Annotated in this window: 13 protein-coding genes and 2 pseudogenes; 8 read left to right on the plus strand and 7 right to left on the minus strand. The window is 40.0% G+C overall.

Going from position 1 to position 14,439, the window contains the following annotated elements; translation table 11 throughout:
- A pseudogene (locus tag A2003_RS02050) lies at positions 1–124 on the minus strand (phosphotransferase family protein); the annotation flags it as partial.
- A 13-nt stretch (positions 125–137) separates the two neighbouring features.
- Positions 138–1,367 carry an acyl-CoA dehydrogenase family protein gene (locus tag A2003_RS02055; RefSeq protein WP_169040480.1) on the minus strand — a complete coding sequence of 410 codons (1,230 nt, stop codon included), beginning with the start codon at positions 1,365–1,367 and terminating at the stop codon, positions 138–140.
- 106 nt (positions 1,368–1,473) lie between these two features.
- Here A2003_RS02055 and A2003_RS02060 point away from each other — a divergent pair, with 106 nt between their 5' ends.
- On the plus strand, positions 1,474–2,388 hold the full coding sequence (locus A2003_RS02060) for a LysR family transcriptional regulator (RefSeq protein WP_039047180.1): 915 nt from the start codon (positions 1,474–1,476) through the stop codon (positions 2,386–2,388).
- 60 nt (positions 2,389–2,448) lie between these two features.
- Here A2003_RS02060 and A2003_RS02065 read toward each other — a convergent pair.
- Positions 2,449–3,646, minus strand: a pseudogene (locus A2003_RS02065) (low temperature requirement protein A).
- A 391-nt stretch (positions 3,647–4,037) separates the two neighbouring features.
- On the opposite strand from A2003_RS02065, the gene A2003_RS02070 reads away from it, so the two are divergent.
- From A2003_RS02070 to A2003_RS02080, 3 genes are all read left to right on the plus strand, one after another.
- Entirely contained in the window at positions 4,038–4,994 is a 957-nt protein-coding gene (locus tag A2003_RS02070) for a TerC family protein (RefSeq protein WP_004914511.1), read from the plus strand.
- A 189-nt stretch (positions 4,995–5,183) separates the two neighbouring features.
- Positions 5,184–5,558: a hypothetical protein gene (locus tag A2003_RS02075; RefSeq protein ID WP_075695974.1), complete on the plus strand. Its 375-nt coding sequence runs from the start codon at positions 5,184–5,186 to the stop codon at positions 5,556–5,558.
- 14 nt (positions 5,559–5,572) lie between these two features.
- A complete protein-coding gene (locus A2003_RS02080) occupies positions 5,573–6,733 on the plus strand; it encodes a glutathionylspermidine synthase family protein (protein ID WP_286686741.1) in 1,161 nt (386 codons plus the stop codon).
- Between the two features lie 61 nt (positions 6,734–6,794).
- On the opposite strand, the gene A2003_RS02085 is transcribed toward A2003_RS02080, so the two are convergent.
- On the minus strand, positions 6,795–7,268 hold the full coding sequence (locus A2003_RS02085; RefSeq protein WP_004914520.1) for a hypothetical protein: 474 nt from the start codon (positions 7,266–7,268) through the stop codon (positions 6,795–6,797).
- 185 nt (positions 7,269–7,453) lie between these two features.
- On the opposite strand from A2003_RS02085, the gene guaD reads away from it, so the two are divergent.
- The 3 genes from guaD to A2003_RS02100 all read left to right on the plus strand — a co-directional run bounded on the left by guaD (position 7,454) and on the right by A2003_RS02100 (position 10,003).
- Entirely contained in the window at positions 7,454–8,779 is a 1,326-nt protein-coding gene (gene guaD / locus A2003_RS02090) for a guanine deaminase (RefSeq protein ID WP_286686742.1), read from the plus strand.
- 216 nt (positions 8,780–8,995) lie between these two features.
- Entirely contained in the window at positions 8,996–9,523 is a 528-nt protein-coding gene (hpt, locus tag A2003_RS02095; protein WP_004914531.1) for a hypoxanthine phosphoribosyltransferase, read from the plus strand.
- Between the two features lie 228 nt (positions 9,524–9,751).
- Positions 9,752–10,003: a GlsB/YeaQ/YmgE family stress response membrane protein gene (locus tag A2003_RS02100; RefSeq protein WP_004914533.1), complete on the plus strand. Its 252-nt coding sequence runs from the start codon at positions 9,752–9,754 to the stop codon at positions 10,001–10,003.
- 49 nt (positions 10,004–10,052) lie between these two features.
- Here the strand turns inward: A2003_RS02100 and A2003_RS02105 are convergent, their stop codons facing one another.
- Complete coding sequence (locus A2003_RS02105) at positions 10,053–10,751, minus strand: DsbC family protein (RefSeq protein WP_039047176.1); 699 nt, start codon at positions 10,749–10,751, stop codon at positions 10,053–10,055.
- A gap of 379 nt (positions 10,752–11,130) precedes the next feature.
- Between A2003_RS02105 and A2003_RS02110 the strand changes: the two genes are divergently transcribed.
- Entirely contained in the window at positions 11,131–12,306 is a 1,176-nt protein-coding gene (locus A2003_RS02110; RefSeq protein WP_004914541.1) for a PilT/PilU family type 4a pilus ATPase, read from the plus strand.
- 55 nt (positions 12,307–12,361) lie between these two features.
- On the opposite strand, the gene mnmE is transcribed toward A2003_RS02110, so the two are convergent.
- Both mnmE and yidC read right to left on the minus strand, forming a co-directional pair.
- Entirely contained in the window at positions 12,362–13,717 is a 1,356-nt protein-coding gene (gene mnmE / locus A2003_RS02115) for a tRNA uridine-5-carboxymethylaminomethyl(34) synthesis GTPase MnmE (protein WP_026057420.1), read from the minus strand.
- 90 nt (positions 13,718–13,807) lie between these two features.
- A partial coding sequence (gene yidC, locus A2003_RS02120; RefSeq protein ID WP_286686743.1) for a membrane protein insertase YidC occupies positions 13,808–14,439 on the minus strand: 632 nt, incomplete at its 5' end.

Here is a 14,439-nt window from a genome sequence, read left to right on the forward strand (position 1 = left end):
AGTATTGAGTGACTTGTGCTTGACCTTGCAGTTCAATACCTTGATCCTTTAACCACTTTTCAACAGCGGAAATATCCAATTCTTCACCGTGACGAACCTGACCGCCGATATCAATCATTGTCATTTTTTTATCCTTATTAACGACCATAGCCACGTTTTTTCAATTCTAATTTAGCAATCATGCCCTTATGCACTTCATCAGGTCCATCAGCTAAACGTAAACTACGAGCTTGATTGAAAAATGCAGTCAGCGGAGTATCGCGTGATACACCTTCACCACCGTGAATTTGGATCGCCATATCAACGACGTTTTGCAATACAGTCGGTGCAACGACTTTGATTGCAGAAATTTCGGTGAGTGCTGCCATATTGCCTAAGGTATCCATCTTATAAGCAGCATACAGCGTTAATAAGCGAGCTTGATCGATCTGCACACGGGCTTCCGCGACACGTTCTAAATTGCCGCCAAGTTTAAGAATTTCTTTACCAAATGCCTTGCGTGACATGCCACGATCAATCATGAGTTCTAACGCTTTTTCCGCTGCACCGATACAACGCATACAGTGATGAATACGACCAGGCCCTAAGCGCCCTTGAGCAATTTCAAATCCTTGACCCGCACCACCAATAAAGTTGCTCACAGGTACACGCACATTGTCAAAACTGACCTGTCCATGTCCATGCGGTGCATCGTAATCACCAAACACAGGCAACATCCGTTCAATCGTTACGCCTTGCGTGTCGATCGGTACCAATACCATTGAGTGTTGATGATGACGATCTTTGTTGGGGTCTGGCGTATAAGCCATAAAAATAATGATTTTTGCATTCGGATCACCCAAGCCAGATGACCACCATTTACGGCCATTCAGAACAATTTCATCGCCATCAATCACTGCCGTGGCTTGCATATTAGTCGCATCGCTCGATGCGACCGCAGGTTCAGTCATGCAGAATACAGAGCGAATATCACCATTCAGTAGTGGTTGCAGCCATTGTTGTTTTTGTTCCCGACTGCCATAACGCCATAGCAGCTCCATATTGCCACTATCAGGTGCATTACAGTTAAATACTGTCGGAGCCAGTAAACTTCGTCCTGTGAGTTCAGCAATATGTGCGTATTCCTGAACCGATAAACCCGCACCTAACTCAGCATCAGGCAAAAACATATTCCATAAGCCAGCTGCTTTGGCTTTCGCTTTGAGTTGTTCAAGTTGTGCTGGCCATTGCCATTTGGTCCAATCACCATCGACATTTAAACGATGTGTTTCATCCCAAAATGCTTTTTCTATTGGTTCTATTTCTTGTTGGATAAACGCCTGTGTGCGAGCAATAAAATCCTGTGCACGTTCAGATAATGCAAACATCATCATTTCCCTCAAGGTAAATATGTGGCGAAACTGAATTCGCTGCTTTACATCACCTTAAGCGAAAACTTATTATGAATGAAATGATTTTATTTTATGCAAAACTATGAATCAGATTCATAATACAAATCCATTGGAAGTGGGTAACTTCCTTCGTATTGATATCAATCTGTATCCACTTTTTATTGCGATTTTTGAGCAAAAAAGCATTTCTAAGGCCGCTCAACTTCTTTGTATTAGTCAATCTGCGGTCAGTCATGCTTTACAACGTTTGCGTCTGCAACTTAAAGATGAATTATTTGTGCGTAGTGGACAAAAAATGCTTCCCACACCTTTTGCCGAACAAATTTATCAACCGATTCAAACGGCGTTATCAACGATTCAAAATATTGCGATTCCACAACACGACTTTGATCCTAGCATGCTACAAAGCTTGAAAATCGCAATTCATGATGAAATTGAACCGATTATTTTTCCTCAATTAGTGCATCATTTTAGTCAACTCAATCTCGATATTCAGTTTTTGAGTTCCAAACTTGATCGAAAAAATATGCTGGCTGATCTTTCAGCACAACAAATTGATTTTGTGATTGATCTAGTACAACCCTATCAAGAAAATTTACAGTTTGAAAACTTGATTGAAGATCATTTTGTGGCGTGTACACTTCAAACAGAGATGGATTTATCTCTCTATTTATCCTCACCACATATCGGTGTGTCCTCTCGGCGAACAGGATTATTGCTTGAAGATATTTATCTCAATCGACAGCAACTTTCTCGACAAATTTTTATGCGCTGTCAGCACTATTCCACTGCCTTACAAGTCTTGGCTCAGTATCCTAAGGCGATTCTTACCATTCCTCATAGTATTTTAAAACATCTGCATTATGCGCAAGATTTAAAAATACATCAGTTACCCATCGAGCTGCCTAAAATTAAAATGGGGATGTATTGGCACGAACACGTCAGACAGAATCCTCGCCATCAGTTTCTTCGAAATGAAATTTTGAAAATTTTTTGAGCCTACCAAGTTAGCGTATTAAAACGCCAAACTTGGTGGTAGTTCAAATGGAAAGGAGGCTTAATGTGTTGCGATGCTTGGCTCATCATCACAATTCATCAAAAATGCTTTAGACAACATAAGACGAAGGATGTAGACAATCGCCGTCGCAAACACAATGTGTCCAATCTGATTAAAGATAAATGGCAGACACAATAGAATAAAAACCGTGATTGGATAAATCCAACGTCTCCATCCCTTTAAATAAAACGCTTCATAAAATAGCCATACGCAGGTGCTATAAACAACCAAACTTGCGGCAATAATCAAACCCATCATTTGAGCTGAAATTTCGGCATGTTTCGTTGAAACATCGACCGCAGCGGCTAATGCAGCCCCTAACACAGCAATACTAATAAAAATGAGAAAGTGCCCATAACCCCATAAAAATGGTTGTACACCACGGCGCTGATGGTGGTGATGACTGCGATCAAAATAAACCCACCACATCGCAAACATCATCAATAGCCCACCTACAATCAGAAAAATCTCTTCAAGATTCAGTACCTGATTCGAAAATGCATCTTGAGTGGCAGCAAAACATCCAATAATCGACTCACCTAATACGATAATCGTCAACAAACCATAACACTCCACAATATGATGTGGGTGCCAAGGTGTGATCGCATGTTTTTCGGCATAGAATGGTACTGCTAATTCACATATTACCAAGACTAGAAAGAGCAACGGACTAAGATGAATCGAACTAAAATTAGTAATCAACCAACCTAATTGAACTAATACAATGCCGATGGCATATCGATAGGCGGTTACTTTTCGCAAAGGATCATGTTTAGCGACACGAATCCACTGGGTCACCAAAGCCAACCGCATAATCACATAACCGATAATGATCATGTCAAAATTATGCTGCTGAAATACCGCAGGAATACCTGCCGCCATGACTAAAGAACCAGCCATTTGCACAAAGGTCAAACAACGATACAGCGTATCGTCATTGTCATAGGCTGAAGCAAACCAAGAAAAGTTCATCCATGCCCACCAAAGTGCAAAAAAACACCATAAAGTAGGTCGGTAAAGCATGCCACAAATGACCTTCGATCATAGCGTGATGCAGTTGTTGACCTGCAGTTGCAATCGCAACAACAAAAACCAAATCAAATAACAACTCCAAAGGGGTAGCGGCACGATGTGATTCTTGGGGATCTCGTGGGGCAAATGCCTTTAATGTTGTGTGGTGAAGTTTTTCAGCACTCATATGTTTTTTCTCTACGCTGTATTTTGTTCATCATTGCAAAGAAAATCCTTGAGAATGAAAGGGCAACAACGAGCATGATAAAATATTGTTGAAAATTTATTCATTCAAAAATTGCACAAACACACAAATTATGTAATCCTATGTACATATTTGGATGTTACCGTCCATACAGAATTAGTTTGACAAGGGGAGTAGCCTCCTCCAAGCCCAAGTGCATATCATGCCTTCGGTGTCAGAGTTTCGTCATTACACTTTGCAAAAAGTCGGACTCTGAGCATCACAGTACATTGTGATGTAGGCAAGACCTTGATCATGTTGAAACAGATGTTTTTTATTCATCTGGTAACTGGTCAAGGTTTTTTTATGCCCATTTGCCAGATAGGGAGTTGTGATGGACACTATCGGTAATATATGGCTATATGCCATCTTCTTTGGCATCGTCATCGTGATGCTACTGATCGATTTTTTGGGCTTTAAACAAAAGCAAAATCAGGATGTTCCAATTAAGCAAGCGGCTTATTGGAGTATTGCTTGGGTTTCAGTTGCGGTAATGTTTGGTGGTGGTTTGTGGTTCTATTTACAACAAACTGTTGGGGTAGGTATAGCCAACCAAAAAACCATGGAATACTTTGCAGGTTATTTGTTAGAAAAATCTTTAGCGATTGACAACGTTTTTGTTTGGTTAATGATTTTCTCTGCATTTGCGATTCCTTCTGCACTGCAACGTAAAATCCTACTCTACGGCGTATTAGGTGCCATCGTATTAAGAACCATCTTTATTTTTATTGGTGCATGGTTCGTTCAAGAGTTTTCATGGGTTCTTTACATCTTCGGTGCATTCTTGGTCTATACAGGTTTCAAATTCCTAAAAGGACAAGACGAAGAAACCAATATCGAAGATATCAAAACCTTAAAATGGTTACGCAAACATATGCGTATCACGCCACAACTTGAAGGTGAAAAATTCTTTGTTCGCCGTGATGGTTTGTTGTGGGCGACACCATTATTTTTAGTTCTGATTTTGGTTGAAGGTTCCGACGTTATCTTTGCGGTCGACTCAATTCCAGCGATTTTTGCGGTAACAAGTGATCCATTTATCGTATTGACTGCAAACCTAATGGCGATTTTAGGCTTACGCGCGATGTTCTTCTTGTTGGCTGGTGCGGCAACTAAATTGCATTACTTGCCATACGGTTTAGGGATTATCTTACTTTTTATTGGTGCAAAAATGCTGATGCTCGACGTGTTCCACATGCCGATTTGGATTTCATTAGGCTTCATCGTCCTCGTCTTAAGCATTACAGCTTACCTTTCTCTGCGTCATAACAAAAAACAGCTACAATCCTAAGCGAATCACTCAAGACATCTGAGCTTCAGATGTCTTGAGATTTAAAAACTAAAAATTAGACTGTACATTAAAAAAACAGATCAATATGATATGTCGGCTTTACGCTTTTATCTTTCTGATTAGAAACATAATAAACAAAGTTGGTTCGCCATGAAGGCGCTTACAACTAAATTAAATGAGTGGCAGATTATGCGTTCTAAAAAAATCAATCTCGTTGTCGTCCCGCTATTATTAACTGCATGTAGCCATAATGATGGTCCATTGATTCAAGATGTTTACAACAACCAATATGACTGCGCAGCTGACTGGAATACTGACACTTGTGAAGAAGAGAATAACAACGCGAGTAGTGGTTATTATGCAGGTAGTTATGGATCAAACCGTTATCTAGGACCACAATACTACCAAAATAATCGTGAGGTCTCGTTTAGAGGTCATACTTTACGACCTAGAAGCAATCTTAGTGTGGGACAACCCACCGTTTCAACTACGCTGAAAAGCTCTTCGTTATCTTCTCCAATCCGTGGCGGATTTGGACGTGGTGGCATGTCTTTCGGTGGTTAAATTAGAACAACAATATGAAAAGAAAATTATTTTCCCCACGTACCGATTGGCAGCTTGAACACCAAAAGATTGGTTTCGATTATTTTAATCTACCTTCATTGGACGGTTCTATTTATTGGTCGGAAGGTGTCGCCTACGAGTTCACGCTAAAACAAATCGAACAGTTGGAAGATGCAGCAAACGAACTTCATCAAATGTGTTTAGCTGTAGTAGGGGATTTAATTCAACGTGGTGATTATCCCAATTATTTCCAGATTCCACAGGCTGCTATTCCACATATTGAGCATTCATGGCGTCGGAATAATCCGATGCTCTATGGACGTTTTGATTTCGCCTATGATGGATTGCAGATCAAAATGCTGGAATACAATGCTGATACACCCACGGGTTTATTGGAAGCCTCTGTAGCGCAATGGCTATGGATCGAACAAGTCTCAGGCATTCCAAATCGAGATCAATTCAACAGCATTCACGAAGACCTGATTAAGCGTTGGAAAACTATTTTACCTCGGGGAAGCCATCTCTACTTTGCAGCTTGTCAGGAAGCAGGGAGAGAAGATTGGGGCAATTTAGAATACCTAATGGATACTGCCTTTCAAGCTCATTTACAGGTCTCTGAACTGTCAATGGAAAATATTGGTTGGAATGGTCAGAGTTTTGTAGATCTAAACAATCGACCGATTCAAAATCTATTTAAGTTATACCCTTGGGAATGGATTTGGGAAGAATCATTTGCCCAGTATCTTCAGCCAGAAACGAACTGGATCGAACCGTGTTGGAAAATGTTGCTCTCCAATAAAGCGATTTTAGTTGAGCTATGGAAGCGGTATCCAAATCACCCACTGTTGGTTGAAACCTATGCCTATGACCCTGAACAACACTTCAGTGGAAAATGGGTAAAAAAACCAATCTTGGCGAGAGAAGGGGCAAATATCCGTGTCTTGCAAGATGGTCAGGATCAGGGCGCTGCTTCAGGTAGTTTTTATTTTGATGACTATGACAAATATGGTTATGTGATTCAGAAGTGGGTCGAAACGCCGTTATTTTCTGGTCAGTTACCAACACTGGGGTTATGGATGGTCGGACATCAATGTGCAGGCATGTCGATTCGTGAAGACTGTTATGACATTATTGGCAATGATGCACATTTCGCAGCGCATTATTTTATAGAGTAAATCTAGATAACAATCATCAATCGGTCAGGATTTAATGAGATACATCCTGACCGTATCAAGTTTAAATCGTATGTGCTGCCACACGTTTCATATAAGACACTAAACGTGTAAAAAATAAAATTTGCAGAAAAATTGTAAAGGCTGACACACACCATTCATACCATATTGCAAATGCAGTCTGAGCCAATCCAAAATATTGATAGATCAGCAAAAGAACAACTCCAAAAACCACACCAGCAACCGTGGTTTGAATCAAGATCGGAAAGGAGAGGGCGGTGATCCGATTCAAAAAATTGATTCCCTCATCAGCACCATTGGCTTGATAGGTTCGTTGAATACCAATCAGCATAATCAATAAAGTTAAAATAGCTTCTAGGCTAATCACACGTACATCATAATAAGGTGAATACATCCCATAGTAATACACCACACTCACGACCAAAGCCGCAGCTAAATAATAATTTTTATAATGCTGTTTGCTCAAAGTATCTTCGGCAAGTTCATGTGCAAGTGCTTTGGTATTCCAAAAATACATGCTTATTTTTCCAAAAAGTATAATTATTGCTGACAATTTACTCATTTGAGCTTAAAAGTAAAGTGAATTGATTCAGATGATTAGTTCACTTCAATCCATTTTACTGCGTCAAAATATGAGAACAATCCAGTAAAATGATCAAAATCAGGTACAATCAACCGAAAAAAGTAAAATTGTAGGTTGTTATGACTTTGGCTACTCCCATCACGGTTGTTCGTGGTCGCTTCTTAGATATTCAAAACATAGTTTCACACGCGTCAGAGATCGCAGAGCAGGTTCGTTATATTGAGGATGGTGTTCTGATCACTGAACAGGGCAAAATTCGCTGGTTTGGCCCTTGGGATGCTGCTCAAGATCATCTTCCTACAGATGTTGAGATTCAACATTACCCAGAACATCTGATCATTCCTGGAATGATTGATACGCACATTCACTTCCCACAAACTGAAATGGTGGGTGCTTATGGAGAACAATTATTAAGTTGGTTAAATACCTATACATTTCCAACAGAAATCCAGTTTAAAGACAAAGCCTATGCACAAGAAATTGCCAAATTTTTTGTTAATGAACTACTCAAAAATGGTACGACCACAGCTTTAGTTTTTTGTACCGTACATCCAGAGTCTGTTGATGCCTTATTTGAAGCCGCAGAACAGCACCAAATGCGTTTAATCGCAGGCAAAGTAATGATGGATCGTCATGCACCTGAAGCGCTATGTGATAGCGCAGAAAGCGCTTATGTTGATTCTAAAGCATTAATACAGAAGTGGCATGGTCAAGGTCGCGCACTTTATGCGATTACCCCACGTTTTGCACCAACCTCGACACCAGAACAACTTGAACGAGCAGGGCAACTTAAAGCAGAGTTCCCTGATGTGTATGTGCACACACATTTAAGTGAAAATAAAGATGAAATTGCATGGGTGAAAGATTTATTTCCTCATCAAAATGGTTATCTTGATGTTTATCACCACTATGGTTTAACAGGTCAGCGCTCCGTTTTCGCACACTGTGTACATTTAGAGGATACTGAGTGGAAATGTATGCATGATACAAACTCAGCAATTGCTTTTTGTCCAACATCAAACTTGTTCTTAGGCAGTGGCTTATTTCCCTTAAAGAAAACATGGGATCAGCAAGTCAAAGTTGGACTCGGTACTGATATTGGTGCAGGAACTTCGTTTAGCCTATTGCAAACAGTCAATGAAGCCTACAAGGTACAACAACTACAAGGCGATAAATTATCCGCATATGAATCGTTGTACCATGCCACTTTAGGCGGCGCAAAAGCGCTAGATTTAGATGATAAGCTGGGTAACTTTACTGTAGGTAAAGAAGCGGATTTTGTAGTACTTGATCTTAAAGCAACGGCATTACAACAGTTGCGTCAATCACGTGCTAAATCCATCGAAGACAGTTTGTTTGCACTATTTACCATGGGCGATGACCGCAATATTGAGGCGACTTATATTTATGGACAAAAAGCCTATCAGCAAAACCAAAGCATTTAATTCAAAAAGCTTAGGACTTCTCTTATTGGCGATCGGATGTGCTGTCTTACTTCGACGAGACAGTCATTCCTCTCAAAATGATACATTTTCATCAGCATCAAAAGATGCATGAAAATTCATTTTGTTTTAAAATTCTCGTATTAACTCAAGATTTCGAGGTGTTGCAGGTCAACACCTTTTTTATTTTCCCATTTTTAAAGTTTTAGGAATCTATCGATGACTGTTGCAATGCGCGTAATGATTTCCAGTGAAGAGATCCAAGCCAAAGTGAAACAACTTGGTGACAAAATCAACGCACACTATGCTCAAAGTGATAAAGAACTGGTATTGATTGGCTTATTGCGTGGTTCAGTCATTTTCATGGCAGATTTATGCCGTGCAATTGAAAAGCCGCATGAACTCGACTTTATGACGGTTTCAAGTTATGGCGGTGGTACGGTTTCCACGCGTGATGTCAAAATATTAAAAGATCTAGATGGTGAGATTAACGGCAAAGATGTCCTCGTTGTCGAAGATATTATTGACTCTGGGAATACCTTGAGCAAAGTTGTTGAAATGCTCAAAACACGTAATCCAAATTCAATCGAACTATGCACTCTGGTGAGCAAACCATCACGCCGTGAAATTGATTTAGAAGTGAAATTCTTAGGCTTTGAAGTCGAAGATCGTTTTATTGTCGGCTACGGCCTAGATTACGATCAGAAGTACCGTCATCTCCCATTCATTGGAGAAATTGGTCTTTAATTGGCATGGGTTCTTAGCATTTTTTGATAACGATGCTGTCATAACTAAAAGCAGATTAAATATTGATAAGGTACGCTTGCGTACCTTTTTTTATACTTGAGCTTTCATCAAACACTGTTCAATTTTGCACAAAAATACGACATAAGTGGGCAATTGACTACAGACATTTCAAGGTGAAATCTAGCAGGATAAGACAAAATACTAATGTTAAAACAAGGAGAAAATACAATGTGGTCTCTGATTGTAGCAATCGTCGTTGGTTTCTTTGCGGGTTTGATTGCTCGCGCTTTGCATCCAGGAAATGATAAAGCAGGCTTTATAGTGACGACTGCGCTTGGTATCGCAGGTTCTTTACTCGCGACTTATGGTGGCCGACTGTTGGGTCTTTATGGCGATAATTCAGCAGCAGGATTTATTGCTTCTGTGATAGGGGCAGTGATTATTCTGTTTATTTATAATTTAATTATGAAAAAGACCTAATCAATCTGATAGCTCCCAAATTATTAACTTGAATTGGGAGCATCTGATGTCATAAACCTAGTTCTTTCCAAATCATTTGAATATCAGCGGCACTTCGCCCACCCACCATTTTTAAACCATTTGAAAAGATTAACGTTGGTGTACCATTCACACCCAATTTACGTCCTAAGCTCAGGTTTCTCTCAATTGGGTTTTCACATGTTTTTGCTTTCGGCTGAACATTTTTTTGCAACAAGTTTTTCCACGCTACACTTTGATTTTGCTCACACCAGACCTGCTTAGATACAGTGAGTGATTGTGCTTTTAATGGATAAATAAATGTATAGATGGTCACATCATTGAGTTTATCAAGTTCTGCTTCTAGCTGTTTGCAGTACGGGCAATTCGGATCTGAAAAAATAGCCAACTGACGTTTACCACTACCTTTTACCGTTTTAATTGCATCCTGAAAAGGAAGTTGTTTCCAATCAATAGAGTTTTGTTTGAGCACTAAATCCTTGGTCAGATTTTTCTGATCTTGTAGGCGAATCATAGATCCTATGAACATATGTTGTGCATTTTCATCCAAGTAAATAATTTGATTATCAAGATTGGCACTATACAAGCCTGACATTTCTGTTTTTTGGATATTTGTGATCTCCATATTTGGATACTGTTTGCTTAAATTGCTTTTCAATGTCTCAACATTCGCCATTGCTAGAGTAGACACTCCTCCCAACACAGCCAGCATTCCAATTTTTTTTAGCATAGCGTAACTCGAATAAAAGGTTTTCCGTATTGTACGCATATCATGTTTAAGGGGTAGCTGAGCTTACTGAGATACAACCAAACTTGAACTAAATACAGCAATGTTTCACGTGGAACATCATAGCGCTAAATTCGATTTGAAATGGATCACACTTTTACAAACACGCGAAGTAAAAAAGCGACAAAAATTATCACAGCACATTGATATAAAAACAAAAAATATATTAAAAGTAGAACGTTTGGTCGCTTTTTGAAATAATCTGATGATTCAAAAAACCGTGTTGTCCTTCATTTAAAAGAAACAAGGAGATGTTTTCTTTTGATGAACCATTTTCCTACAAACAACACTCATAAGTCTCGTTTTACGTTAGGTTGACCCCATGTATACCACTGAATTATTAGAAGAAGCCAAAACCTTTATGTTTCATATGCTCACTAAAGTAGTTGAGTATGGGGGATCTGATTTATTTATTACCGCAGATTTCCCACCGAGCATCAAGTTACAGGGTTTGATGCGCCCTTTAGGACAACAAGCGCTTACGGCAGAAAAAACCAAGTTGTTTGCTTATAGTTTAATGAATGACAAACAACGTCTAGACTTCGAAAATGATTGGGAATGTAACTTTGCCATTAATGTCCCGAATGTTTCACGGTTTCGGGTCAATGTATTTAAACAACAATTACAAATAGGCATGGTGATTCGAACCATTACGTCTGAAATTCCAACCTTTCAAAAACTAAAACTCCCAGAATCACTAAAAAATGTGATTATGGAAAAACGAGGTTTGGTACTGGTGGTTGGCGGAACAGGATCAGGAAAGTCAACCTCTTTAGCAGCCATGATTGATCATCGAAATGAGAACTCTGCTGGACATATCATTACCGTTGAAGATCCTGTTGAATACGTCCATAAACACAAAAAATCCATGATCACGCACCGTGAGGTTGGAGTTGATTGTCATACATGGCATCACGCGTTGAAAAATACGCTACGCCAAGCACCAGATGTGATTTTAATTGGTGAAATACGTGATACTGAAACGATGGAACATGCGATTGCTTTTGCTGAAACAGGGCATCTATGTTTGGGAACACTGCACGCCAACAATGCCAATCAGGCACTGGATCGTATTATTAACTTTTTCCCAGAGGAACGTCGCAATCAACTGTTGATGGATCTCTCATCCAATATGAAAGCGATTATTTCTCAACGTCTCGTACGAACTCAAGATGGTCAAGGACGTCGTGCCGCGATTGAAATCCTCCTCAATACGCCATTGATCGCAGACAATATTTTGAAAGGGCAATTCCATGTGCTCAAAGAGATCATGACCAAATCTCGTGAGTTAGGTATGCAGACCTTTGATCAGGCTTTGTTTGATCTGTATAACGAAGGTGCAATTAGTTACGATGAAGCATTGCGTAACGCCGACTCTGTCAATGAATTACGCTTGCAAATTAAATTAAAAAGTTCACGCCAAGATGGGATGCCCGTTTCAACCACTTCACTGAACATGGTCAAAGAGGAGGAAGTTGAAGAGCAAGAAGAAGCTTAATAATTTTGACACAAGAATAAAGCCTAGTTACCTGTAAAGTAACTAGGCTTTTTTATTATTTACCAATACAAAATGAACCGAAAATCTTACCCAACAAATCATCAGCACTAAAATCACCTGTGATCTCGCCCAAGGCATTTTGAGCAAGTCTTAATGATTCAGCAACCAATTCTCCTGCATTAAACACAACGAGTTGCTCACGCGCCTCTGCTAAATAGCGCTGAGTACGCTTCATTGCGTCTAAATGACGAGTTCTCGCAATAAAGGTATCTTCTTCTGGTTGGAAGCCAGCATGCGCTGTAATCGCATCTATCAATGCCTGAACACCCATATCTTGTTTTGCTGAAACACGAATATGACGGAAGCCCTGATAATCGCTTAATTCGGCCGCTTGTCCTGTCAAATCACATTTGTTTCCAATTAAAAGTAAACGTTTCGGCTCTAAATGTTCAGCAAAATATTCTTGAGCCAACAACAATGGATCATCGTTTTGGTTTAAATCATAAACCAGTAACAATAGATCAGCTTGTTCAATTTCTTTGATTGCTCGGCGGATCCCTTCACGTTCAACAATATCTCCTGTTTCACGCAAACCTGCTGTATCCGTCAATGTGATCGGTAACCCATTTAAACTAATTTTTTCATGCAACACATCACGTGTCGTACCAGCAATATCGGTAACGATCGCACGCTCATGTCCTGCGAGCGCATTCAAGAGGCTCGATTTACCAGCATTTGGTTTACCTGCGATCACAACCTGTAATCCTTCGCGTAACAACTGACCTTGACGCGCAGATTGTTGTACTGCCTTAACTGAATTTTGTACATCATCCAGCAATGCTAGAATCTTCCCATCCGCAAGGAAATCAATTTCTTCTTCTGGAAAATCAATTGCAGCTTCGACATGCAAGCGTAAATGAATTAATTTTTCTAATACTGTGTTGATTTTGGTGGAAAACGCACCTTGTAGTGAACGAACTGCTGAACGTGCGGCCGCTTGAGAGCTTGCATCAATTAAATCTGCAATCGCTTCAGCTTGTACTAAATCCATTTTGCCATTTTCAAAGGCACGCATTGAAAATTCACCTGCTTTGGCTGCTACAGCACCTAAGTCAAGTAATCGGGCAAGTAATGCATTTTGAATGACAGGACCACCATGTCCCTGTATTTCCACCACATCTTCACCTGTAAAGGAATGTGGATTTGGAAAACATAAGAGAATTCCTTCGTCCATGACCGTACCATCAGCATCATAGAACTGACGAAATCCAGCCATACGAGCTGCTGGTAAACCTTTCGCTGTAAGTTGTTCAGCGATCGCATACGCTTTTGGTCCTGACAAACGAATTACGCCAACACCGCCACGACCTAAGGGAGTAGCTATCGCCGCAATAGTGGTTTGATGTTGCATAGTGTTCATCTAAAAGATCCAAAAAACAGCCAAAGAAAAATCCGCTTAAGATTACCATCTTAAGCGGATTTATTCAGTAAAAGTTCGAGATTAAGACGCTGACTCTGACTTGTTCAGACGATCTTTCTCAACGCTTTTATTGATGAACGATTGCTGCAAAATAGTAATACTGTTGTTCACAATCCAGTAAAGCACGAGACCTGCTGGGAAGAACAACATAAACACCGTGAACATGATCGGCATGATACGGAATACTTTTGCTTGCATTGGATCAGTTGGTTGTGGGTTAAGCATCTGCTGAACATACATGGTGACACCCATGATCAACGGCAGAATAAACCATGGATCCATCGCAGATAAATCCTGAATCCAACCTAACCAAGGTGCGTGACGTAGCTCTACAGATTCCATCAATACCCAGTACAAAGCCAAGAAAATTGGCATTTGTAATAGTAATGGTAAACAACCTGATAACGGATTAACTTGCTCACGCTTATACAATGCCATCATTTCTTGAGAGAAACGCATACGGTCATCGCCAAACTCTTCTTTCATGCGTTGCATTTCAGGTGCAATCACACGCATTTTCGCCATAGAGCGATAACTTTTCGAAGAAAGTGGCCATAAAATCAACTTCACCAAGATCGTCAATAAGATAATTGACCATCCCCAGTTGCCCACAAGGTTATGGAAGAATTGCAAGCCCAGGAACAATAACTTGG

The sequence above is a fragment of the Acinetobacter sp. GWC1_38_13 genome (genome assembly GCF_001767535.1).
Taxonomy (GTDB): domain Bacteria; phylum Pseudomonadota; class Gammaproteobacteria; order Pseudomonadales; family Moraxellaceae; genus Acinetobacter; species Acinetobacter junii.